The 23,687-nt window shown below is 40.4% G+C and carries 28 protein-coding genes and 1 pseudogene; 26 read left to right on the top strand and 3 right to left on the bottom strand.

The genetic code is table 11. The features are described from left to right. Positions 1 to 5: 5 nt before the first annotated feature. Positions 6 to 1,383 (bottom strand): annotated as a pseudogene (locus tag ROSEINA2194_RS17090) (transposase). A 167-nt stretch (positions 1,384 to 1,550) separates the two neighbouring features. Between ROSEINA2194_RS17090 and ROSEINA2194_RS17080 the strand changes: the two are divergent. The 26 genes from ROSEINA2194_RS17080 (at position 1,551) to ROSEINA2194_RS16965 (ending at position 22,986) form a co-directional block, all read left to right on the top strand. Then, positions 1,551 to 2,762 (top strand): PoNe immunity protein domain-containing protein, encoded by a 1,212-nt coding sequence (locus ROSEINA2194_RS17080; protein WP_006858364.1) that lies wholly within the window; start codon positions 1,551 to 1,553, stop codon positions 2,760 to 2,762. A gap of 3 nt (positions 2,763 to 2,765) precedes the next feature. Then, positions 2,766 to 3,338 carry a DUF4280 domain-containing protein gene (locus tag ROSEINA2194_RS17075; RefSeq protein ID WP_252832709.1) on the top strand — a complete coding sequence of 191 codons (573 nt, stop codon included), beginning with the start codon at positions 2,766 to 2,768 and terminating at the stop codon, positions 3,336 to 3,338. A 9-nt stretch (positions 3,339 to 3,347) separates the two neighbouring features. Further along, positions 3,348 to 5,741, top strand: coding sequence for a hypothetical protein (locus tag ROSEINA2194_RS17070; protein WP_009860919.1), 2,394 nt, complete (start codon positions 3,348 to 3,350; stop codon positions 5,739 to 5,741). 88 nt (positions 5,742 to 5,829) lie between these two features. After that, the gene (locus ROSEINA2194_RS17065; protein ID WP_009860918.1) at positions 5,830 to 6,726 is read left to right on the top strand and encodes a DUF7919 family protein; all 897 of its coding nucleotides are present in this window, start codon (positions 5,830 to 5,832) and stop codon (positions 6,724 to 6,726) included. A gap of 108 nt (positions 6,727 to 6,834) precedes the next feature. Continuing rightward, the gene (locus ROSEINA2194_RS21380) at positions 6,835 to 6,981 is read left to right on the top strand and encodes a hypothetical protein (RefSeq protein WP_009860917.1); all 147 of its coding nucleotides are present in this window, start codon (positions 6,835 to 6,837) and stop codon (positions 6,979 to 6,981) included. A 142-nt stretch (positions 6,982 to 7,123) separates the two neighbouring features. Continuing rightward, on the top strand, positions 7,124 to 7,354 hold the full coding sequence (locus ROSEINA2194_RS17060; RefSeq protein WP_009860916.1) for a hypothetical protein: 231 nt from the start codon (positions 7,124 to 7,126) through the stop codon (positions 7,352 to 7,354). 509 nt (positions 7,355 to 7,863) lie between these two features. Further along, positions 7,864 to 8,784: a ParM/StbA family protein gene (locus ROSEINA2194_RS17055; protein WP_014081288.1), complete on the top strand. Its 921-nt coding sequence runs from the start codon at positions 7,864 to 7,866 to the stop codon at positions 8,782 to 8,784. Positions 8,785 to 8,795: 11 nt separating this feature from the next. Then, positions 8,796 to 9,236 carry a hypothetical protein gene (locus tag ROSEINA2194_RS17050; RefSeq protein WP_005603533.1) on the top strand — a complete coding sequence of 147 codons (441 nt, stop codon included), beginning with the start codon at positions 8,796 to 8,798 and terminating at the stop codon, positions 9,234 to 9,236. A gap of 5 nt (positions 9,237 to 9,241) precedes the next feature. After that, positions 9,242 to 9,415, top strand: coding sequence for a hypothetical protein (locus tag ROSEINA2194_RS17045; protein ID WP_014081287.1), 174 nt, complete (start codon positions 9,242 to 9,244; stop codon positions 9,413 to 9,415). 247 nt (positions 9,416 to 9,662) lie between these two features. Continuing rightward, positions 9,663 to 10,661: a DUF5688 family protein gene (locus tag ROSEINA2194_RS17040; protein ID WP_009860914.1), complete on the top strand. Its 999-nt coding sequence runs from the start codon at positions 9,663 to 9,665 to the stop codon at positions 10,659 to 10,661. Positions 10,662 to 10,670: 9 nt separating this feature from the next. Then, on the top strand, positions 10,671 to 10,799 hold the full coding sequence (locus ROSEINA2194_RS22565) for a hypothetical protein (protein WP_005603527.1): 129 nt from the start codon (positions 10,671 to 10,673) through the stop codon (positions 10,797 to 10,799). Next, positions 10,771 to 11,310, top strand: coding sequence for a JAB domain-containing protein (locus ROSEINA2194_RS17035; protein ID WP_005603525.1), 540 nt, complete (start codon positions 10,771 to 10,773; stop codon positions 11,308 to 11,310). The genes ROSEINA2194_RS22565 and ROSEINA2194_RS17035 overlap by 29 nt, the downstream gene beginning before the upstream one ends. Before the next feature lie 4 nt (positions 11,311 to 11,314). Continuing rightward, the gene (locus ROSEINA2194_RS17030; RefSeq protein WP_005603523.1) at positions 11,315 to 12,298 is read left to right on the top strand and encodes a DUF3991 and TOPRIM domain-containing protein; all 984 of its coding nucleotides are present in this window, start codon (positions 11,315 to 11,317) and stop codon (positions 12,296 to 12,298) included. Between the two features lie 370 nt (positions 12,299 to 12,668). Beyond that, a complete protein-coding gene (locus ROSEINA2194_RS17020; protein WP_005603519.1) occupies positions 12,669 to 13,199 on the top strand; it encodes a multidrug transporter in 531 nt (176 codons plus the stop codon). Positions 13,200 to 13,203: 4 nt separating this feature from the next. Then, the gene (locus ROSEINA2194_RS17015; protein WP_005603517.1) at positions 13,204 to 13,536 is read left to right on the top strand and encodes a plasmid mobilization protein; all 333 of its coding nucleotides are present in this window, start codon (positions 13,204 to 13,206) and stop codon (positions 13,534 to 13,536) included. 10 nt (positions 13,537 to 13,546) lie between these two features. Continuing rightward, positions 13,547 to 14,971, top strand: coding sequence for a relaxase/mobilization nuclease domain-containing protein (locus ROSEINA2194_RS17010; RefSeq protein WP_005603515.1), 1,425 nt, complete (start codon positions 13,547 to 13,549; stop codon positions 14,969 to 14,971). A gap of 30 nt (positions 14,972 to 15,001) precedes the next feature. Continuing rightward, the gene (locus tag ROSEINA2194_RS17005; RefSeq protein ID WP_005603513.1) at positions 15,002 to 16,195 is read left to right on the top strand and encodes a hypothetical protein; all 1,194 of its coding nucleotides are present in this window, start codon (positions 15,002 to 15,004) and stop codon (positions 16,193 to 16,195) included. Between the two features lie 9 nt (positions 16,196 to 16,204). Further along, positions 16,205 to 16,336, top strand: coding sequence for a hypothetical protein (locus ROSEINA2194_RS23965; protein WP_289844261.1), 132 nt, complete (start codon positions 16,205 to 16,207; stop codon positions 16,334 to 16,336). After that, a complete protein-coding gene (locus ROSEINA2194_RS17000; RefSeq protein WP_009860912.1) occupies positions 16,285 to 16,608 on the top strand; it encodes a hypothetical protein in 324 nt (107 codons plus the stop codon). The genes ROSEINA2194_RS23965 and ROSEINA2194_RS17000 overlap by 52 nt, the downstream gene beginning before the upstream one ends. Then, the gene (locus tag ROSEINA2194_RS16995) at positions 16,608 to 17,726 is read left to right on the top strand and encodes a PcfB family protein (RefSeq protein WP_005603509.1); all 1,119 of its coding nucleotides are present in this window, start codon (positions 16,608 to 16,610) and stop codon (positions 17,724 to 17,726) included. The genes ROSEINA2194_RS17000 and ROSEINA2194_RS16995 overlap by 1 nt, the downstream gene beginning before the upstream one ends. A gap of 6 nt (positions 17,727 to 17,732) precedes the next feature. Continuing rightward, entirely contained in the window at positions 17,733 to 19,910 is a 2,178-nt protein-coding gene (locus ROSEINA2194_RS16990; RefSeq protein ID WP_009860911.1) for a VirD4-like conjugal transfer protein, CD1115 family, read from the top strand. Positions 19,911 to 20,000: 90 nt separating this feature from the next. Further along, the gene (locus tag ROSEINA2194_RS16985) at positions 20,001 to 20,522 is read left to right on the top strand and encodes a hypothetical protein (RefSeq protein ID WP_008116407.1); all 522 of its coding nucleotides are present in this window, start codon (positions 20,001 to 20,003) and stop codon (positions 20,520 to 20,522) included. A 240-nt stretch (positions 20,523 to 20,762) separates the two neighbouring features. Then, positions 20,763 to 21,140, top strand: a complete 378-nt coding sequence (locus ROSEINA2194_RS16980) for a hypothetical protein (RefSeq protein WP_009860910.1) — start codon at positions 20,763 to 20,765, stop codon at positions 21,138 to 21,140. A 54-nt stretch (positions 21,141 to 21,194) separates the two neighbouring features. Continuing rightward, a complete protein-coding gene (locus ROSEINA2194_RS16975; RefSeq protein ID WP_005602921.1) occupies positions 21,195 to 22,037 on the top strand; it encodes a hypothetical protein in 843 nt (280 codons plus the stop codon). Positions 22,038 to 22,049: 12 nt separating this feature from the next. Further along, entirely contained in the window at positions 22,050 to 22,460 is a 411-nt protein-coding gene (locus ROSEINA2194_RS16970) for a DUF4313 domain-containing protein (protein ID WP_005602919.1), read from the top strand. Positions 22,461 to 22,473: 13 nt separating this feature from the next. Continuing rightward, complete coding sequence (locus tag ROSEINA2194_RS16965) at positions 22,474 to 22,986, top strand: PrgI family protein (RefSeq protein WP_009860909.1); 513 nt, start codon at positions 22,474 to 22,476, stop codon at positions 22,984 to 22,986. 27 nt (positions 22,987 to 23,013) lie between these two features. Here ROSEINA2194_RS16965 and ROSEINA2194_RS16960 read toward each other — a convergent pair whose 3' ends face one another. Together ROSEINA2194_RS16960 and ROSEINA2194_RS16955 are read right to left on the bottom strand one after the other, a co-directional pair. Then, positions 23,014 to 23,346, bottom strand: a complete 333-nt coding sequence (locus ROSEINA2194_RS16960) for a type II toxin-antitoxin system RelE/ParE family toxin (protein ID WP_009860908.1) — start codon at positions 23,344 to 23,346, stop codon at positions 23,014 to 23,016. Continuing rightward, positions 23,343 to 23,606 carry a type II toxin-antitoxin system prevent-host-death family antitoxin gene (locus ROSEINA2194_RS16955; RefSeq protein WP_014081285.1) on the bottom strand — a complete coding sequence of 88 codons (264 nt, stop codon included), beginning with the start codon at positions 23,604 to 23,606 and terminating at the stop codon, positions 23,343 to 23,345. Before ROSEINA2194_RS16955 ends, ROSEINA2194_RS16960 begins: the two co-directional genes overlap by 4 nt. Between the last annotated feature and the right edge of the window lie 81 nt (positions 23,607 to 23,687).

Below are 23,687 nucleotides of genomic sequence, written 5' to 3'. Positions count from 1 at the left end.
TTGAGCTATGCCAGCCAAAAGTAAATCGGCATGAAGCGTTTTTTCGTTCTGGGTTTTACGATTAGCTACGCAAAAGCTGTCTTTAAAGTGGTTGATAGATTTTTCAACGTTTACACGGATTTTATATGTTTCTTCCCATTCTGCTGAACCTCGTTCCACTCCGGGATAGGCACGAAGATTCTTTTCTGGATAAATGTAAATCATTCTTCCACAGGAAGATGTTGTGCAGGGATTATCACAATGGCATACACAGCGTTTGGTTTTATCTGCTTTATTGTATTCCCATTTCATTTTCGGGCAGACAAATTTCATTGTAGGAATTTTGCTTTTTAAGTGTGATTTACTACCTTCTCTTTTCATAGGAAGCGAAGAATCATGCGGACAACAGGGAACACCATTTTCGTTAATGGTATAACCATTATCTTCCATAGAAAGTTTTACACGGAGAGGAATAAATGCTTTTTCAAATCCAATTTCATCGAAAAGGGCTTTGTAGATTTCAATCGTGTCAAAAGCAGCATCACCAAGAAAAGTCTTAGGGGCGATAAGCGGATGCTTCTGAAAGAAATCAATCAGAACAGGAAGCAGGGCCTTTGAATCGGCAAGAGATTTATCCTCATCAGGAGAGTCAGATTTCTTTTCCACAACGATATCCGGATGAGCCTTTAGGAACTCTTTGTTATAGAAAGTGATATCACGGACAATGCCAAGCCCATTGGTTACAATGCCGAACTTATAGGCATAGCAGAAATGTCCATTGATATACATCTGTTGGATTGCCTGATTCGAAGCAGCATGCGTAGGCATGGAACCATAAGCAGCCTTATAAGGATCATAGCTTTTATCAAGGTTGTTTGCCTTTGCAAAAGCTTTTAACTGTTTGATAATACGGTTTGCGTATTTTGGATTATTTTCAGTTACCCAGGCTTCAATGCCAGAGGTATCGAAGATAGTCATAGTTGCCAGATGAGGGTCAAGTTTTTGGCAGATCGGTTCGGTCATATCAACCATGTGATTGAACATAGATTGTAAGTCCATCAGGAAATCCTGTTTAAAACGGGTAAATTTTGAGGCATCCGGTACAACATCAAAGCCACAGAAGTCACGCAGTTCCTGAGAGTATTTCAAGAACACAATCAGAAGTGTGTCAGTCGGGATTGAGAAAATACGCTGGAGCAGAAGTGCTTTGAGCATTGGATAAAGCTGGTGCTTGCGAGGTCTTCCGGTTGAAGCGTGAAAATGAGAAACAAAAGAAACAGGAACAATTTCATCAAGGTTAATGGTTTCATCAAGAAGTGAAAGGAACTGGTATTTGTCATTGTCGAATTTATTTTGGCAATCATCAAAAATTTCTGCCAAAGTGAGCTGCTTATGTGTTATCATGTAGGTATATCTCCTTTAGGTGGATTGGTTGATAGTTTCTCGCAACTCTATTTTACCATAAACCTTGAGGAGATATTTTATTTTAACAACAAAAAAATGCCGTATTTATGCGGCTTGTGGCGTTTCGCAAACGCCTATAGTGTAATAGAAAGAGAAGGAGACGTCAAATGAGAGACACTTTATGTAATGAGGACTATTTAAAAAAGAAAATTATACTTAATGAAAATTATATTAGAAAAAATATTGAGGAAATTGTTGTATTACAAGAGGATATTAAAAATGGAATACAGCGCTATCCAAGGGAAAATAGTGAAATTATTTATGATACGAAATTGATGCTGTTTCAGATGATTTATAGTTCGATTTGTGCAAAATATTCATTGGGTTTATCATGTGACAGCTTTGAAGAAATGTATTTGCTTGGTGTAAAAATGATTTCAGATATCGGCTATAGAAGGATTGGCTATGTTCATATGATTCAGTTTTTTTCTATAGGAATGTTGCTTGAAATATCAGCGAAAGAGATGCAGAAGCTGATAGAAAAAGCAGACGAAGAAGAACAGGATGATATTTTGTTTGATTTTCTTGTAAGTGCATGCGGATGGGAGAGGAATATAAATTCCTCACAGTTTCAAAAAGAAAGCCCGTATAGTAAAACACTGGAAATTATAAAATTGGCAGCAGAAAACCGGGAGGCGGCCAATATTAGATTAAAGAAATATGTGGAAAAAGAGTGGCTAGAGGGACATGCTAGTTATGGGTGGAAGACCGCACATAAAAAAGTTGGATATGTGGGATTATGGAGTTTTGAGTCAGCTGCATTAGCAAAGATTTTGGCATTAAATGACGAGAAGTTAAAGAGCAGTAGTCATTATCCATATGATTTGGCTCATTATAAATCGAACAAGAGATTTTCTGTAAAAGCGATAGAGACAGTGGAGAAGAATAGGCGTAAAGATGAGACTGGTGAAGGGATTGTATCAAATCGGGAATTGGAATGTATTGTTCCTGCACAATTCCAGAATATGGTAAATACAGCCATTATGGATTATGACAAATTAGAAGATGAAGAGTTTTGGAACAAATATAAGTTGAGTGAAATTTGGTATACATTAGAGATGTATGAGGATGATAAGAAAAAAGCAATACTTTTAGGAACAATTCTTGTTAACTTATTGGTAGATAAAGGATACATTATACAAATTGACTATAAAGAAGATATTGAGGATTATATAGATAATATAAAAAATTTTTGGGGGGAACAGGAGATTAAGTTGGTCCGGTTTGAGTTGGAGAATGACCAAAATTATTATGCAAAGGTTCCTAGGATATCAAATGTCAAGAATATGTACGAAGTACATATTCTTGACGAGAGATAATTGGTGATAAGACAATATTTGAAAAATGAAGTATATAATACATGCTTTGCGCAGCTGGAGCTGGAGAAAGGCGAGGAGATCCAGTTTCCGTACCTAGTGCGGGGAGCAGAGCTGTACTGCAGCTGCGGAACACATAAAAGGAAACTGAATCTGCCAATATGCCATGGGGTGTATACAAACGGGAAGCCTATGATGCACGAAGAAGATTGTGAGGTTGGGGATGACAAAAATATTCCATCTTTTGGAATTTGCCAAAGCGAAGAGAATCCGTTAAATAAATCATGGCTTGCTAAGACTGCAGAAAAAATAAAAAATTTTTTCACAGGAGAGGAGGAAGATGAGGACGCGGATAAAATTATTCTGCAGACAGAAGATGGGCAGAATGTAAAAGGATATCCATGTACACCCTGTATTGTGGGAACATGGAAGGATGTATATGAGTCAGAGAAAATTCTTAGAAATAACGCAGATGCAACAAGTGAAGGAGATAAGCTGTCTGCATTGACACAGAGATCATTTCTTGTTTGTGCCTATGGAGGATTAATAGAACCCATTTCATCAGGTCAGGAAGAATAGGAGAGGTTTATGGCAGAAGGATTACAAAGGAAAATTGAATATTCCGATTTAAAATTTACCAGCTCCTTTGCCAGAGAAAAGATCCTTGATTTTCAGACATGGGAGGTGCCAGGGGAACATGCCAGAGGAAACTTTCGACTTCTGTTGTCAGAAAACGAGACAGGCATAAACAGCATGAATGCACCCATACAGCTTTTGGGGCAGGGGAATACTGCGGGAGCGTTGTTCAGCGGATATCCGGAAAAGGTGGAAATCAAAGAAGAAAGAGGATACAGGATTGCAGACATACAGGCTGTGTCAGGAACCATTCTTTTAGATCAGAAAAAAAGTAACCGGGTATTTCAGAAAAAAGTACAGACTTATATGGGGATTGCCAGTGCCGTAACAGCCGATACCGATCACTGCGCCTGCATACTGCCGGGGAGCGACATGCGAACAGGAGGGACACTGATACAGTATCAGGAAACAGACTGGAGATTTCTGAAAAGAATGGCGTCCCAGCTTGGGCTTCCATTAGTGCCGGATACCAGCTATTATTATCCCCGCTTTTACCTTGGATTGCCGGAAGGTGAAAAAAGGGAATTGGGAGAAATCATTTCCTGTGATCTCTGTTTTGATGGGAGATATTATGCAGTCAGTGGAAAATGCCTTGTTGATAGGGAAGATTTCATTTGTTATGATGTTGTTACGAGGACAAGCCTGTCGCTGGGGGACAGAGTAACATATGAAGGAAGGGAGCTGCTTGTTTCTCGGAAAAAAACAGAACTGGCAGGAGGGGAGGTCATCTTTACATACCGCCTTGCGGGAAACAGTTATACGTGGATTCCATGGGAGGATAACCCGGACTATACGGGAATGTCATTTGTCGGATCCATTGTCGGAACACAGGGAGAGCAGGTAGAAGTAGCATTTGACATTGACAAGACTGCGGCGGGTGGAAACCGTTATGGATTTGCCCCGGTGACAGGTAACCTGATGTACTGTATGCCACAGAAGGGAACGAAAACAGCATTATATATAGGAAATGGAGATGAGGCGCAGGGAATAGCAACAGGGTGTATCCGTACCAATGGAAGTACCTGTGAGGGGACGGGAAGTCCCGAGAAAAAAAGTTTCCGGTCAGAGCACGGAAAAGGAATGGATCTGTATCCGCAGCGAATGGGATTGGATGGTGGTGAAACGGGAAAGATTACATTTGAGGATGAAACGGGGACTACCATAGAAAGCAATGGCGGGCTTGTTCTGATGGCAAAAGAAGGAATCCGGCTGGAGAGCATGACAGGGATTGCCATGCAGGGAATGTCAGATATCATGGCATTGTATGCAGAAGGGGCATCCAGTCTTTGTGTGAACGGCAGTGTGGATATGCTGGGCATGAGAACAGGTCTGGCGGGAACGGTATATCAGGGGTATGATCCATATGAGGATGCACCTCAGAAGGGTGAATTTGACTGGGGCGGATTTGCAAGAAATCTTGTAATGGGTCTTGCGGTAGGAGCCGCCTGCATAGCTTTAGCTGTATTTTTGCCGGGGATAGGAACAGTTGTTGCAGGTGCATTGTTTGGTGCAGGAATGGGAGCAATTTCAGCATCAGTTGTAGGAGCGGTGAATGATTACTCCAGTGGAAATGTCAGAAGTCTGGGAGAAGCAACTAGAGATATGGAGATTTCCATGGTTACTGGGGCGATTACTGGCGCAATTGGTGCGGCATTTCCAGCATTAAATTGGGTTGGAGAAGGGCTGGTAGATCTTGGAAGTGGTGTACTGACTAGAGGAATGTATGCGCTTGTTGATTCCAACATGTCTATAGAGGAGAAACTAGCGTATGCGTTTGACTGGAAACAGATGGGGGCAGATTTTCTTACTGGTGTGGCAATACACTTTGTATTTAAAGGCATAGATGAACTAAGGACTGGTAAAAAAACGGCATATCGTGGTCAGTATTCATTTGATATGAACGGAAATGAGGTTTCTTGCATATCTGATTTTTATGACATTGAAAATTTGGCAGCTATAGAGGATGCAAGATTTTATAATGAACCTACATTTTATAAGGTAGAAGTTGGTGGTAATCAAAGTGTATATGTTTCGACAGGGAATATAAGACAAAGTCAATTTGCGGAAATTGTAAATCAATCTTCTGGAGATATTTCAATAGTTTCTGGTATGCATGGAGGACCAGATGGATCATTACTGAGCGAGTATAATGGTGTTTCGGGAAAACAATTATTGAACGAAGATTTAAAAGTATGGGGGGATTCACTAAATATAAAAATATACGATGTAAGTAAATTGAGCTCAGAAGAATTGAAATCAGTTATAAAATCAAGTGACATTACAATATGTGGTTGGTGTTTTAGCGAAAGAAGCAAATTATTATTAGAAGCACTTGGTTGCTTATAACGCGAAATGATAGATACTTTTCTTTTGGTGAGTGCTATTTTATGTTAAATTATATAAATATCTGATTTGTATACGAGGAGAGAGAATAATGAATTCTGATATGACAAAGTATTGTTATCAACATTTTGAAAATGCATACAATATTGGGTGGAATGTAAATTTTGATAGTACAGTGGAAAGTAAAGAGACATTTGATTCAATATTCATAGAAAAGCTGACTTTATATTGTGAGAATCCATTAAATAGCGATTTGAATGGTGTATGTCGTGAAACAGAGATTGATGGAAAAAAGTATGTAAAAGGGTTTGGAGAAATACGCATCATTGATTTAAAAAAGAAAATAAGATATGCGGCGCCAAATGTTATTATAGATGATATATTAAATGGAAAATATATACCGCCAATAGAATTTGTCGATGCAGTTTTAACAGGACCGACTTTTGATTCTGAAGAATATCAGGAATTTTATTTAAATTATTCGGAAAAAAACTTTTGGGGAGAAAACGAAGAAAATTTAAAAAAAATAGTTAAGGTATTGGAATTGGCAGGAGATTTTGAAGGCTTTAAAGATTATATTTTGAATAACGATTTGATAAATATAGTTGTCCCTAAAGGTTCGTTACTTAATTATACAATCACAGAAGGGAAAGAAAAGGAAGCACTTTGGCTTATTGAAAATGGTATAGATATTAATGCTTTTGACGGTTTGGAACTTATGACGGCAATAAAAAAGAACAACAATATAATTGCAAAAAAATTAATAGATGAAGGTATTGTTATTAACAGTAGAGAGATGAAAGATAATCCTTTAGTTAGTGCGATTCGTTTTTCAAATGCCTTTCTTGTAGAGGAACTTATGAAAAATTACAGGAATTTGATAGTAACTTATTCAAACGAATATGTAAGAAATTGTAGTGTTTTAGATATTGCTGAAAGAACGAAAAATGAAAAAATAATAAATATAGTTAAGAAGTATTTAGTATGATCTATTGATGTTAATATAAATTCAAAAAAATTGATAATAGTTGTTTTTCAGGTTTAAGTTCGTAAGAGAATAATAATTTTTTGATATGTTTATAAGTTTGGAGAACCAGTGACAACTGATATTCCAATGTTACGTGATGGAACAGTTTATGAAGTTTATATTATAAGAAAAAATGGTGATTGTAGTAAAAATGAAATTAAAGCGATTGAGAAATTATGTAATGTAAATTATATCAAAGCGAGGGTAAATTGGTAGACAAAGTGTTTTTAGTGCGGAAGGGGACGCATATAAGATGAAAGATTTGAACCAAGCAATATCAATTTATGAAGTAAGACCTTGGTACTCATACTAATATATTTTACCTGCTTCGTTAGGTCAGGAAGAATAGGAGAGGTTTATGGCAGAAGGATTACAAAGGAGAATTGAATATTCCGATTTAAAATTTATCAGTTCCTTTGCCATGGAAAAGATCCTTGATTTTCAGACATGGGAGGTGCCAAGGGAACATGCCAGAGGAAACTTTCGACTTCTGTTGTCAGAAAATGAGACAGGCATAAACAGCATGAATGCACCCATACAGCTCTTGGGGCAGGGGAATACTGCGGGAGCGTTGTTCAGCGGTGCTTGAGTTATAATTGGGACAAGTTAGAAGAAACCCAGTAAAATCAAGGGGTTGGAACTAATTTAGTCCTTATTTTTATACCTTTAAATCGGTACAGGATAGGGCAGCGCTGACATATCAATCCGAAATATGACCATTACATAGAGCAGTTCAGATTCATGGGCTGAGTGTGCTTTGTGTACCCAAGAGAGGTGAAAATTGAATAGTAATAATTTTAGGTAGGACTAAATTAGCTTTGCACTGAAAAGTGTATCCGGCTGTTTGTCCTGCCTTTTTTATTGGAAATGAGCAGGAGATGGCAGAAAAGAAGCTGATTTGGTCTGAATGTAAGTCATCTCGCAAAAAGAGAGGTGGCTGTATATGGAAGTATTGTCTTATGAAAGCAAGAGCAGAGTGTGATCGAATATAAATCGCTGGCAGATATTTCAGAGACAAGGAAAATAGGATAGAAACACAAACCGAAAGGTACGGGTAGCTGTATGAACAAAATTAGTAAGATTTGGAGGAACAGAAAAATGAATAACAAGTTAGAAGTAATAGGAATTGATCACGGCTGGTCAATGATGAAAACCGTAACTCAGGTATTTGTCACAGGGGTAAAGGAGATTACAACTACTCCGGCACTTTTTGGAGATGTTCTTGAGTACGACGGTAAGTATTACAAGATTGGAACAGTAAGGCAGGAAGTGAAAGATACAAAGGTTGAAGATGACAGCTTTTATCTTTTGACACTGGCAGCAGTCGCAAAGGAATTGAAGAAAAGAGGATTGTCAGATGCAAAGGTATTTCTTGCAGTAGGACTTCCACTTACCCGATTTGGAGCAGAGAGAAATAACTTTATTAAATACCTGACCAAGAATAAGCGTGTTGATTTCAGATATGAAAATGAAGCATACCATATTGAGATTGACGATGTGGCGGTATTCCCACAGTGCTATGCGGCTGTGGTTGACAAGATACCGACTATGGCAAAGAAAACGCTGGTTGTTGATATCGGTAGCTGGACAATAGATATTATGCCCGTGATTAACAAGTCACCGGACGAATCAAAGTGTGTTACCGTGCCAAGAGGACTTATTACCTGTATGCGTTCTATCAATGAGCAGTGTGTAAGACAGCTCAATGGGGAAGTTGATGAAACAGAAATCCAGAATATTATGCGATATGGCAGGTCTGATATAGATGATGAATACCTTGCGATTATCAAGGCTGAGATAGAGGACTTTGTTGAAAAGGTATATAACTCAATCCGTGAGTTTGGTTATAACCTTAAAACTACACCGATTGTATTTGTAGGTGGCGGGGCAGTGGTAATGAAGAATTTCAGCAATCACGAAGCAAAGAATATCTCTTATATCCTTGATGTAAAGGCAAATGCCAGAGGATATGAACAGCTTGCCATTATGGGATTGAAAACTGCTAAGAGACTTGCATAGGGGGTAGTCATATGGCACGAAGGCATATTATGGAGAGCACATTCCGACTGAATCTGCTCAATCCTCAACACGCTAAAATCAATGAGGTCATAAAGGGGCTTAATCCAAAGATATATAAGTCAAAGAATCAGTTCCTGATTGAAGCCTGTGAGTTTTATATTGACCACTATGGAGAGGATGATATTCCCTCCAAAGAGGAAAAGAGATATGAACAGTTTGTAACGAGGGACGAGATAGAAAAGATAAAAAAGGAAATTGAGTATTCTGCAATGAGTGAGGCAAGAAAAGAGGTCATTTCTTTACTTGGGGGAGCTTTGGCGGGAGTGAAGAACAGCCAGCCGGTAGTGATTGCAAACCCACAGGAAGATATGGAAGAACAGCCGGAAGAAGATGTTATGAATGATTCAGATGTTGCAGGATTGGCAATGGGATGGATGTTGAAAGGAGATTGATTATTATGAGAAGAATTGCAGGAGCCGTAGGAACCGCTGTTTTACAGGTACTCAAGTGGATGCTGAAAATTGTTCTTGGAGCATTCAAGCTGTTCTTGGGACTTGTCAGGTTAGTTCTTCTTCTATTCTGTCTGGTAGCAAGAGCATTTCTTTCATTCGTAAGAATGGGAACATTTTGAGGGGAGGTGAGACTATGGAGGTAAAAGGCTTCTTTCCTGCTTACAGGAAAAACAGAAGACTTGTGAAGTATTTCTTTAAATTTAAGAAATTGTTATAATCAAGGAGGTTAAAATGCACAGAATACGGGATTGTCCGGAATGAGCTGACGGGTATATCAAAGAGAAAATAAAAACAATCAACCTTGCGGGGGAATGTAAGCCAATGACTTATGTTCCCCCGCTTTTTTTGTTTGGAGGATAAGCAGATATGATGAATTATGAGATTTTTAAGGAAGTAGTAAAAGAGAAGTTTATGGACTATATGCCGGATAACTTCAAAGGTATGGAGCTTGTAGTTATGCCTGTGGAAAAGGTAAATATGACCTATGACGGTATCAGTATCAGAGGCAAAGATACTAATATTTCTCCTACTATTTATATCAACGATATGTATGAGAAATATCAGAACTGTGGTGATCTGGAGGAAACACTGATGGCGGCATGTGACCTTATGGCAATGGAGTTTGCAAAGACACCACAAGTTGTTGATGTTGACAGCTTATACAAAGATGCCAATGAAAAGGTAGTATTCCAGCTTATCAATACGGAACAGAACAGGTCATTTCTGGAGCAGGTGCCACACAGAGAATTTCAGGATCTTTCCATTATCTATAAACTTGTGATAAATGCGGATGCTGAAAGTATTCAGAGTATAAAGGTTACGAACAGCCTTGCGGAAAGATTTGGAATGAATGAGGAGCAGCTTTTTAAATATGCGGCTGAAAACACAAGAAGAATCTTACCGCCAAGAATAAGAAATATGAATGATGTTATGAAAGAGATGTTTTTAAGTGACGGGATGCCGGAGGAGATAGCAGAGATGATGATCAGGGAAGTTCCACCGGAGCAGACTCTGTGGATAATCTCCAATAACAGGGGAATTGACGGTGCAGTATCAATGCTTTATGAGAATGAGCTTCACGAACTGGCAGAAAACCTTGAAAGTGATCTGTATATCCTGCCTTCAAGTGTGCACGAAGTTCTTGCGGTGTCTACTGAGCTGACCGAACCGGAGGAGCTTGCACAGATGGTGGCAGAGGTGAATATGCAGGAGGTGGCATTGGAAGAACGACTTTCCAATCAGGTGTATCACTATGATAAAGATTTAAGGAAACTCACACTTGCAACGGATACACCGAACAAGAGACTGGACGGTATCGTGGCAGAGCCGCAGCTTGTATATGACGCAAAGGAAAAGGCGAGATAGGAGGCAGTTATGGAGCAGGAACTTACCGTAGAAGAACTGATTGCTCTTGTAAACAGCCAGAAAGGTGACTTTATTATCCGTATTGAGTTTGGAGAGGAGGCGGATTCCTGTGACAGAGAAGAACGACTTCAAACTTGATGTTGTATCCATAAGGCTTGTAAAGGAGGCTCCGATTTATTCGGAGCAGTCCTTTAACAAGCCGGAAGAAGTAGCTGCCGTAATGGGAGAATGTATGTGCCAGTTCGACAGGGAAGTGGTGTGTGTTGTAAATCTCAGCTCCGACCTAAAGCCTATTAATGTGCATTTTGCAAGTGTGGGTTCGTTGAATGAAGCAATGGCACACCCAAGAGAATTATTTAAGTCAAGTATTTTAAGTAATGCTGCCAGTATGATGTTGATCCACTGCCACCCGTCGGGAAATATATTTCCCAGCAAGGCAGACACGATGATGACGGACCGTATGAATAAGCTGTGTGAGCTTATTGGAATCCCTCTTTTGGATCATATCATCGTGGGAGGGGATAACCGTGCCTTCTTCAGTTTCAAGGAAAAGGGAATGATTGATAATCCAAGAATTACACTCAGTACGGATTACAGGAACCTTGATATTAAGTCACCGCTTGTGGCAGAGCAGGGAAAGGCAAGGTGAGAGTATGGAAGGAAGATTTACAGAGGAGGAACTTGCCATAGCAAAGAGCGTAGATCTTTGTGCCGTTGCAGAAAGTCTCGGTTATACCGTAAAGAGGATTGGAAAATATCACACCTTAAAGGAAATGGACTCAATCCGTATCTATGACCGCAGTCATTGGTACAGATGGTCAAGGCAGTTTGATAAGGGAAATAATGGCGGCTCACAGATAGATTTCCTCCGTGTATTTGGCGGAATGAGTGTAAAAGAGGCTGTATTCTGGCTCTTGGATTTTGCCGGATACCGGAGAATTGAAAGCACGGGAAAGCAGCCGCTTGTTCATCAGGTCACAAAGAAACAGCCACAGGAAAGAAAGCCTTTTGTGCTTCCGCAGCCAGCAGGGGATAATTCCTACCTGATATCCTATCTTAACAATGAGCGTGGAATCAGTAAGGCAGTGATAGAACTGTTTTTAAAGGAAAATCTCATATATGAGAGCAGGCATTATCACAATATTGTCTTTAAAGGAAATGACAAGAATGGAGTAACCAGATTTGCAAGTATGCGTGGTGTATTTGATAAACAGGGAAAACCATTCAAGTGTGATGTGGAGGGGAATGATAAGAACTATGGATTTAATGTGGTGAATGTAAACAGTACAGAGCTTGTTGTATTCGAGGCAGCAATCGACCTTATGAGCTATGTGGATATATTTGCCGACCATGAATCAAATAAGCTGGCTCTTGGAATGCTTGCAGATGCCCCGCTTGCAACTTTTCTCAGGGAACACCCACAGATTTCTTTTATCCGTTTCTGCCTTGATGGGGATTCACCGGGCAGGAAAGCAGCCGCAGAACTTATGGGAAAATACTATGGACTGGGCTATGAGGTTGAGGACTGTCCGCCACCAGCAGGCTATAAGGATTACAATGAATGGCTTGTTGCAACAAAACTTAATCTTGCAGATCAGAAAAAGGAGCAGATGACCATAGCCGGACAGTGCCATTAAAAAGTGGTGGTAAAAAGCAGTGGTTTTTACGGAAGATGGTGGAACAAAGCGGTGGTTTTTTCAAAAAGTGATAGAACAAAGTACCACCACTTTCCGATGCTGTTTTTTCCTATGAATATAAATTATAAAAAGTGGTGGCATAAAGCGGTGGTTTTTACCGGAAATGGTGGAACAAAGCGGTGGTTTTATTCAAAAGTGGTGGAACAAAGTGCCACCACTCTATATTTGGCAGGGGTATTAGGGGAATGTTCCCCTAACTAGATGGCATTAGGACAGAGATGTCTCTAATGCGTATCTAGCAGTCGCCGGGGACTTACCGGTGACTGGAGCCATAGTGAATATCTACGAAACACGGATAAGGAGGTGCAAGGTGGCAGAGAACAGGGAAATAACACTTTTTTCAGAACCAGAGGAACTGATTGCCTGGGCAGAAGTATATGATAAGCAAATCAACCCTTCGATAGAAGATGCTGCACTTCTTCTTAATTATATGGAAGGACATGATTATGCAATCGGAATGGATGCAGAGGGGAAGATGTACAGACAGGATATGGCAGAGGAAAACGGTGAGATAGAGCCATTTCCGATAGATGATGTGATTGATAAGGTGTGTGAGTGGAATTATGATCTGATACTTCACGCAGAGGCAAAGAAAGATGATCCGAAAGATTTTCAGGAATATTGCGAATTTCAGAAAAAGTATGACAGTTTAAAGGCAGATGAGAGGGTGTTAGACCGATTATTTGATAAAACCAGTCATGCAAAGGAGATTGATGCTGTTGCAACGGCACTGGTGGAAGCGTTTATCAGTAATCTGGAGGGCAAGGGTGATTTGGAAAAGGCGGCAGCCACGATAGCACAAGGAATAAAGGATTACAGTACAGATAAGAGGGGAAGGTGAGCGTATGGCAGATAAAATCCACTGTATCAGGAAAACGCTCCGTCTTATGCCGCAGGAGGCAGAAATGCTTGCAAAAAAGGCAGGGGAGAGCGGAATGTGTGAAGCAGATTATTTAAGACTGCTCATCAGCCAGAAACCGAATGATTACCCGGAAGTCAGGGAACTCTTAAAAGAGCTTATCAATGAAGTGAACCGTATTGGAATCAATATCAATCAGATCGTATTCAATAACAATGCAGGACTTTATTCCAAAGAGGATAAAACACAGCTTGTTGCCTATATGCGTAAACTGAACAAGAAAGTAAATGAGGCGGTGGTGCAGATTGGCAATCAGTAAAATCCTTAATATGAAAGATTGTGGCGGGCATTTTCACGGAAAACATTTAAAGCGGGCACTTGATTATGTGATGAACCCGGACAAAACACAGGATGGCAGACTGGTGGGTGCAATAAACTGTCAGGTCGATACCGCATTTGAGCAGATGAAGGAAACCAAGCGTAATTTTGGAAAAATTGATAAGCGTCAGGGGTATCATATCATACTTTCCTTTAAGGAAAATGAGGTAAATCCGGATACGGCATTTGAAATTACACAGAAATTTGTGGAGGAATATCTTGGTAAGTCATACGAAGCGGTGTTTGTGGTACACGATAATACAGCCCATGTTCATTCCCATATCGTATTTAACAGCGTGAGTTTTGTGGACGGTAAAAAGTACCGTTACGAAAAAGGGGACTGGGCAAAGTATATCCAGCCTATCACGAACAGGCTGTGTCAGGAATATGGACTCTCCATTATTGATGTGGATGATGAGAAAAAGGAGAGGCAGCACGAAAGCTATAAGGAATGGAGTGAGTACAGGGAGGGTAATTTTGTATGGTCCGATATGATAAAAAGAGACTTGGATGCCTGTATTTTGCAGGCGAAGGACTATGAGGAATTTCTCGAACTGCTGTCTGAAAAGGGATATCAGATAAAGCAGGGAAAACATCTGGCAATCAAGCCACAGGGTATGACAAGGTTCAGAAGGTGCAAATCTCTTGGGGATATGTATTGTGAGGAAGCAATCCGGGACAGGATTGTAAAAGAGGATATTGCGTTTTATAAGAGTAAACAGGATATACCGAAAGTTTCCATTGTAAAGTGCAGAGTTAAAAGATACCGCAGGGCAGGCTTGTCAGGACTTCAGAAAAAGCATTATGCGAAGCTGTACCGGGTGGGAAAACTCAAAAAAAGACCATACAGTCAGGTATGGAAGTACAGGGAGGATATCCGTAAAATGCACAAGCTGCAGGAACAGTATTTGTTCCTTGCAAGGCATAATATCCATTCAGCAGAAGAACTTGTGGGGACGATAGCTTCTCTTACGGATAAGAAAAAAGAGACTTCGGCAGAAAAGAGCCGGATTTATAAAGCAAGGGAAAGGAGCATGGAACTTTTTACTGCGGCTGATGAGATGGAAAACTTAAAGCCAGCAGAGCAGTCATACAGGCTTGGAGATATCTTCTTTGAAGATGAGCATAGGAAGTGGGTGGCACTGGAGCAGGAATTACAGGCACAGGGATATTCGCTTGAGGAAGTGCAGGCTTTAAGAAGACATTACAAAGAGGAGTATTCAGAAGTGTGTGCGAGAGAAAAGGTTGTATGCAGGGAACTGAATACGGGTAAGGCAATATTAAACAGCATGATCCCGGACAGTATTTCAGATGGAAGAAAGACCGAATACAACAGAGAGATTATAAGAGACAGAAAAGAGCAGCCAGTAAGATAGGCTGTTTTTTTACGCAGTTAGGAGGAGCATATGGAACAAAATCTGAATGACAAGCCGTTAAGCAATATGCAGATTGCCAGATATATTGAGTCATTGAGAAAAGAAATGAATTTCGATGATGAGGTGTACGGGCTTGTAAAAAGTGATCTTGAGGATGGACTTACGCAGGAGCAGACGGAAAAGTATTTGGATAAGAATTTTAACATCGGACAGATGAGAGTGTTATCGGAAGGTCTGCATAAGGGGATTCCGGAGGAACTTTTTAATATCCTTCACAATAATAAGCTCTCCGGCAATCAGATGAAGGTATCACTGGAATTTTATGAAAAGGGAGTTCCGGTTGAAACCATACAGGAAGCTGTGGCAAGGGGAGAGAAGCCCGTTGTGATGAGAAGATTATATGAAGAAGTTCTGGCACAGCTTTCAAAGGCTGCGGAGCAGTATACGCAGGACTCAGAGTATGTGAAAGAACTGATTGCACAGATGGAAATGGTAGTGGAGAAAATCAACTATCAGGAGGAAAGATACGATGCCCTTAATAAAAAATTATCCGATGTTGAAGTATTAAAGGAAGATAAGGAAGTCACGGAAAGGCTTGTAAAGGAAAATGAGGACAAGGATGGAATTATCAGCCATCAGCAGGATGAACTTAATAAGGCAAGCAGCACGATTGCAAGATTAAGAGATAGCATTGAGCATAAGGACAAGGAGATGGAGCGTATGAGAGACAGGATAGAATCTCTTGAGGATAAGATTATGAGTGCGGCATCTGATGATCAGAAGGTTGCGGAAAAAGAGGAAAAGGCTGGACCGTCAGAGGTTTTGGCAGCTACTGATAATAAGGAAACAGTGAAAACACTTGCAGATTCACAGGCAGTGCCACCTATGTACAATGGAATACCCGTGTATTATCAGATACCTGTTACGGACTCTGCCGGGCGTGTAATCCAGCATCTTCCAGTTGAGCGTACAGAAAGAAAATCAAATGGTGGTATTGCGGCACTTTTTGCCAGACTTTCATTTAAAAAGAAGTCAAGAGCCGACATTGTAAAGCTGGTTGCAAGCGGTGATCTTGTGCCTGCACAGCTTGTCCAGATAAAAAGTGCCATAGAAAAGGGACTGACAGAAGGGCAGCTTGTGGAACTTATCAATAATAATGTCTCAGCAGAAAAGATGAAAGAGATTATTGAGATTGCCGTGCTTGAAAACAGTATGGCAGGTTAGGAGGTACTTATGAATTTAGCAGTAGTCAATGAGGCGGTAACAGGGATGAACGGTGTAGAACACGAGTTCACGGAAGAAGAAAAAACTTTGTGGTGCAGTTTGCTTTCCGAAGCGGCAGTAAGGAAGATACGATTTCCCTGATCGAAGCTCTGGCACATTCCACGGATAAGGTACAGTCCGAGGAGATTATGGTCACATACAGGTCAAAGTACGATATAAAGCCTGCGTGGGTGGAACAGGTCGAAAACCTGCTTGTGGCACTTGAGATGTACCGGATAGAGGAGGAAAAAGCAATCAGTCATCTGTCTGATATTTTAACAGCATATGGTATTGATGTTTCAGCAGAGGAAATCCGCAGTACAAAGGCGGAAGAAATAAGGACAACAATAAGAGAGAAAGCGGAGGTGCGATAATGGCAGAGGAAATTCAGGAAGCGGTACAGATTATCCGTGTCGCATATGACGGGATAGAGATTGCTATGAAAGTAGGCAGTGGCGGTATTGCCGCCATGCAGAAGGCAATCGACTTTTTAAAGGGGATGCTTGATTATGAAAAGTCGTTGGGAAAAACATCTATGAGAAAGCTGCTCTTAAAGGGCGGGGATTTGCAGGTATTGCAGTTTAAAACGGAAGATATGAGAAAGGTTGAGAGAATGGCAAAGAAATACGGAATCCTGTATTCGGTTCTTCCAGACTGTAACAAGACAGACGGTATGAGTGAGGTCATCTTTCATACAGAGGCAGTTCCCCGTGTGAATATGATGATACAGAAGCTGAAATTTGGCAGGATTGCCACCTTTGATGACTATCTGAAGAATGGAGATGAAAAGTCCCTCGGCAAGCTGATGGATTTTTTGAGAAAACAGCAGGGAAACGAGAAAAGCCACACGGTAGAAGGGGATAAGGTAAATTCTGCCATAGACGGACTCATTGAAAAAGTGGGAATGTTTGCTATGGAAAAACAGGCTATCAGTGTGGAGCAGGTCAAGGAGAATTTCAGCATCAATGGGGAGCAGGCAGAAAATGTAATAAAACAGCTTGAGACAATCGGGGTGCTTGGCGGCAGGAGTGAGGATGGTACACACAAGGTAATGATGGATAAGGAGGCTTTCACTAACCGGATCAGAGGGTATCAGAGCCTTGCGGACAGAATGAGGGCAATATCTGCCTCAAAAAATACGAACCTGTCAGATGTTACGATCAGTAAGAAACTTATTGCAGAAGAAAACGACCATGCAGTAAAGACCAGAGTTCCGGGAACATGGGGAAAAGATGTCAGATATGTGTGGCTGCATAAGGAGAACGTTATGGATATCCATAATGGAAAGACAATGCTCACATTCCTTGATACCAGCAAGGATTACAAACTCTATGATGAGCAGAACCGTGTGGTAACTACGAAAAAGGGAGACGAACTTTATACGCATTATGATAAGGTAGAATCATCTGTCAGGGAGCGATATGAAAAGGTTCAGAAAGAACAGAAAAAGACCACAAAGAAGAAAACGGTTACTACCAGAAAAGAGAGGTAGGAGCCTATGCAGACAACGAAGAAAAAACCGTCACTGATATTTATTTTAGTGGGTGCAGTGTTATCCGGGTATCTTGGTTATCTGATAAATGGTGCATGGACAGAAGGGATTGCCTTTAATGACTTTATGAACAGGTTCAATGAAGTGTGTGCAGTTCCTTTTGCCAATTATTACAATTCAAATACAGTAAACGCAGTAGCCATTGCATTATGTATCTATGCAATGGCTATTATTATGTATTACACCAGCCAGAGAAACTATATGCCCGGCAAAGAATATGGTACAGCAAGATTTGAAAATCCGAAGCAGGTCAATAAGATACTGGCGGATAAAGATGAGAATTTCAACCGGATACTCAGTCAGAATGTGAAGATGTCGCTGGATTTCCGAAGGCTGAAGCTCAACGGAAATATACTTATCTGCGGCGGTTCCGGAGCAGGAAAGACATTTTATGAAGTAAAACCGAATCTTATGCAGATGCCACATAGCTGTTCGTTTATCTGTACTGATCCGAAAGGAGAGATATTAAGAAGCTGCGGGCAGATGTTAAAGGATAACGGGTACAATGTAAAAGTCATCAATCTTTTGGAGATGGATAAATCAGACTGTTACAATCCATTTTCCTATATCAGAGAGGAAACTGATGTGGTGAAGCTGATTACCAATCTTATCAGTAATACCACACCAAAAGGCTCAACGCCGAGTGATCCGTTCTGGGAGAAAGCAGAAGGCTTGTTTTTACAGGCAATTTTCTATTATGTGTGGCTGGAGGTGCAGCCTGCAAAGCGAAACTTTGAGACAGTTTTGAAGCTGCTTGGAGAAGCAGAGGTTAAGGAACCGGGAAAGGCTTCAAAGCTGGATGTCCGTATGAAGTTTCTGGAGGAGAGTTCGCCGCTTGGAGCAAATCACCCTGCGGTCAAACAGTACAACAAATGTATGAGAGGTGCGGGCGATACAGTTCGTTCTATTATTATCAGTGCAAACTCAAGACTTGCATTTCTTGAAAATAAGCAGGTTTTACGACTGCTCTCCAAAGATGAGTTAAATTTGTCTGATATCGGTATTGGAGTAAATGGAGATGGGGAGACAAAGACAGCACTGTTTTGTGTAATCCCGGATAGTGATAAATCCTATAACTTCATTATCGGTATGTTATACACACAGATATTTCAGGAATTGTACTATCAGGCAGACTTTAACTGTGGTGGCAGACTGCCGATCCATGTAACCTTTATGTTAGACGAATTTGCGAATGTCGCATTGCCAGATGACTTCTGTTCGTTGTTATCGACAATGCGAAGCAGGGAGATTTCAAGTATTATCATCATTCAGAATTTCGCCCAGCTAAAGGCACTTTTCAAAGATACTTGGGAAACAATCCCCGGCAACTGCGATACTTTCATCTATCTTGGAGGCAATGAGCAGAGTACACACAAGTATGTCTCGGAGCTTTTGGGCAAGGGGACAATTGATAAAAAATCAAGCGGTGAGACAAAGGGCAGACAGGGAAGCTCATCAAGAAATTATGATGTTTTAGGCAGGGAACTGTTTACACCCGATGAGGTCAGAAAGCTGGATAATAAGAAATGTATTATTTTTATCCGTGGTTTTGATCCCATAATGGACAATAAGTATATTCCATTCCGACACCCGATGTTTAATCAGACAGCGGACGGAAAAGGAAAAGCGTATGTTCATAATACACAGGGAGCAGACCGTATCATCGGACCACCATTTGAGATTTTATCGGAAAAAGCCGTTAAGCATTATGAAAAAATGAAGGATAAGGGAGAGAATGTGTATATTGATACACTGACCTATGAGCAGTTTATGATGCTTGGAGATGCGGAACTGAACAGAAGATTTTCAATGCAGGATGAGGCAGAGCAAAAAGCAAAAATTGACAGGGAGCAGGCAAATGAGCTTGAATATGCCGATGAATCGCAGAAAGAGGAGGACTCAGACAACAGTGGAGGAGAACAGCCGGTAAGAAATCCTGAGAGGGAGAAGCCGAAGTGGGAGGATACGATCACAAACCGAATGATGCACTGGTCATACACCGCAGAGCAGAAAGAGGAAGTGAAGAAAGCACTTGCGGCAGGTGTTCCGAAAGCAACGATTCTTACTTATTTCTATCCGGAAGTGACGGTGGAGAAGATGAGTTCATATCGGAAGAATCAGTAAAGGCGTCGCATAGGCACAGGAACTGTGGTATAATGTGCCTATGCGGAATGAAAGAGTTTCGTAAATTGGGAATTGTATGGTGGTACTTTAATGGAAAAGAAAGATTTTTTGTATACAGTGATTCTAACAACAACAGTATTTGCAGCTCTTATAACATCGATAGCGAATATAATAATTTCTTTGATAAATAGTTATAGATTAAAACATATTGAAGAACAAAAAAAGTTAAATGAAATTGATAAATATCGATATAGCAGGTTGCATGAAATACTAATAAATTGGCATAAATATGATTCTGAAATCAAAGGAGAAACAGACAGTGAAATAGCATTTTATAGATTGCTTAATCAATTTATGGACGATTTGGGGCGTTATGAAATTGCAAAACCGTTACTCGATGCGGGCTATACTGAAGAATTGGAAAACAAAAAAATAGAATGTGAAAATTTACTAAATAATTTAGTTGAAGCTGAGGCACCAGATGGTACACATACAAAGGATTTTCCAATCATAAGAGAAAAATATTTTGCAAGTGGACAAGAGTTCTCGAAATTATTAAAAAATGCCATTAATAGTCAACTTGAATCATTATTAAGAAAAAGCAATATATGATAATTATAGCTTTGTCATTCTTGTAAATGACTTAATATTTAATTCACACAGCACTTTAGCCAATTATGGTTAAGGTGCTTTTTTTGTACCTTGAAAGGAGGTGGTCACAGCAAAACATATCGGGGAAAGCCCGATTTTATCATTACAACAGGCTATGCCTGATCATATAAAGTAACTTTTAACAGCCAGTTAGGGATAAACCCTGCTGGCTATTTTTTTATCGAAAAGGAGACAACCAATATGAGAAAAGAACAGATTATTACGACAACCAACAACAATCAGATGGAGGAAAAAGGTATGAAGCAGAGATTTATTCAGTTTAAGAAAAAATTTGTTCCGGCATTATCCGGAGCCGTTATGGGAGTAATGCTTATGAGCACTACCTGCTTTGCGGCAGGAGGTACTTCGGCAGTAACACAGCCGCTTGAGAACTTAAAAACGCTTGTGATCGCAGTTATCGGTGCAGTTGGAGTAATTATCCTTGCAAAGAATGTAATGGAATTTGCACAGGCATACCAGCAGCAGGATTCATCTACTATGAACTCAGCTTTAAAGGGGGTTGTGGCAGGTATTATCATGGCAGGTATTTCTACTGTACTCACTTTCTTAGGCTTCTAAGATAGGGAAAAAATAATCCCTGTTGCAATAGAAGAAAAGAGGTGAATAACAGGTATGGATATTTTTAAGCTGGGAGACAAAATACTTGCTCTCCTTGAAGCTATGTTTGGATTTTGGAACAATCAGATATCTTTGGTTTTTGCAATGCTTGGACAATCGCCCGTCAGTTTTAAGGGCGGTGGTCCGTGGGCAGTCATCGAGGGAATAGAGCCAATCTTTGTAGCGGTTGGTTCTTCCCTTGTGGTACTGTTCTTTGTTATCGGTTTCTGTTCGGAAAGTATAGATGTGAAAGATGAAATGAGGTTTGAATCAATCCTGCGTATGCTTATCCGATTAGGACTTGCAGAATGGTTTGTTGCCAATAATGTCACGATTATGAAAGCATTTTTTACTTCCATCGGAAATCTGGTAGGGCTTATTTCGGCAGGAACAACAACACAGCTTGCCATTGACAGTGCACAGGCAGATGTTATTAAGGGACTTGGATTTGGTGAAAGTCTGGTAATGCTGATCCTTACGGCACTGCTTGCAATCATCATTATTATCTGTGGTTTCTTTATCATTTACACCGTGTATTTCAGATTCTTAAAAATATTGATCATTGTGCCGCTTGGAGCAATCGCCTGCTCTACAATGGCAGGAAACAGAATGGTAAGTCATACGATGTCAACTTACTGTAAGTATTTCTTATCCTGTGTGTTTGAGGCGGTAACAATGGCACTTGCGATTGTGGTATGCAATGCATTTATCAATGCAGGGCTGCCTTCCTTTACGGGAAGTTATGCAGACTGGGCACAGACACTTATTTATCTGTGTGAAATGACATTTACCATAGCAATGACGGTTGGAAGTGTGAAGGGAGCACAGACACTTACAAGTAAGGCATTCGGATTATAGAAGGAGGCATTTATGGATAATGAAAAGAAACAGGTGACTTATAATTCCAGTTTTTCCGGGGAGACACAGGTAACACTCGATATTCAGCAGTATATGAATAACAAGGCAATGTATATCGGGCTTATGTGTAATGAAGATGGATACGATGAGCCGTTTGGTGATGTGACCGTAAATTTGTCTGTTGCTGCACCGAATTACTGCGGATATCTGAATGTGAATGATATGCCGGATATTGAGAAATTCATCACAGAAAATGAGCTTGGGGAGTTTACAGGATTTACACAGAGGAGTGGTTATTGTGAATATCCTCTTTATCTGTTCAATGTCGATAAGCTGAGAGAACTGTGTCCGGATGGAATGGATATGTATGAGGCAAATATCGGTATGGCAAGAAAGCCGGAGACAAAGGAGTTAGCAAGATAGGGGGCAGAGGACAATGGTTATTGAAATAAACAAAGATATTGACCGTTATCAGGAATCGGTGGCAATGGGACTTACAGCAAAACAGCTTGTATTTTCTATTGCCAGTGTGATAGTCGGTGGCGGTATCGTATTACTTCTTTATAGATATATTGGTCTTACGGGTTCTGCTTATGTGGCGATTCCGTGTGTAGCTCCGATAGCACTTGGAGGATTTTATTCTTTTAATGGAATGAATTTCTACGAGTATATGGGAAAGAAACTGCATTTTATGTTTGGAAATAAGGCTCTTACCTATGTATCTACTGAGGGAGAGCCGATTATCAAGGCTTTTGAAATGGAGCAGAACGGACAGGTAAAGAAGAAAGGTAAAAAACTACAATCAGAGATTACAACATCTGAGTCAGCAGTAAAGAAACAGGAGGAATTTGAAGAAATGAAGAAAAAGACAAGAAACATGATGTTTGGACTGGCAGCCGTGTTTGTGCTGGCGGTAGCGGGTGTGGCTGCTTATAAAGCAATGCACTAAAAAGGAACCTGCATAAAAACAGATTCCTTAAATGAGGGAAAATCCCTGTCGAAGAATGGAAGTCCAGTTACTTTTCTGATAGAGAAATCGGACTATAATTACAGTCTGCTTTTCTTCATCAATCGTATAAAAGGCAAGGTAATTATTGATTATCACAAAACGAATGCCCCAGCTTGCCAGTACCGGATCATCTACCAGACGGAACTTCTGTGGCAGGTCGGCTAATGAGCCTATCTGCTCAGTCGCAGCATCTAACAGATTATCTGCGGCATCAGGATTTTTGAGGGTAAATTCGATGTAATCCGCAGCACGCATAATATCGTGTTCTGCGGTGGAAGTGATATGAACCTGATGGCTCATCGGCTGCGTCGGCTCCTGATATCAGCCATAGCTTCGGAAAATGGTCTGGTGTTGCCTGTGGCAATATCGTCCATTCCTTCCTTGATCTGGCTGTAAAGTTCAAAGCGGCTGGTCAGTTCTTCGTAGGCTTCAATGCTCATAACGGCAAGGTCGCCTTTTCCATTCTTCGTGATGAAAACTGGTTCAGGATAATTATGACAAAATGTAGAAATTTCATTGTAATTATTCCTTAAATCAGCACTTGATTTGATTGCTGGCATAAAAACACCTCCTTGTTTGATAACGAAATTATACACAAATTTTGTTATGAAGTCAATGGATATACCATTAGTGTTAGCAGG

It is taken from the genome of Roseburia inulinivorans DSM 16841, from assembly GCF_000174195.1.
GTDB lineage: Bacteria > Bacillota > Clostridia > Lachnospirales > Lachnospiraceae > Roseburia > Roseburia inulinivorans.
The sequence above is the reverse complement of the archived record's forward strand: the minus strand, read 5'-3'. Positions and strand labels throughout refer to the sequence as shown.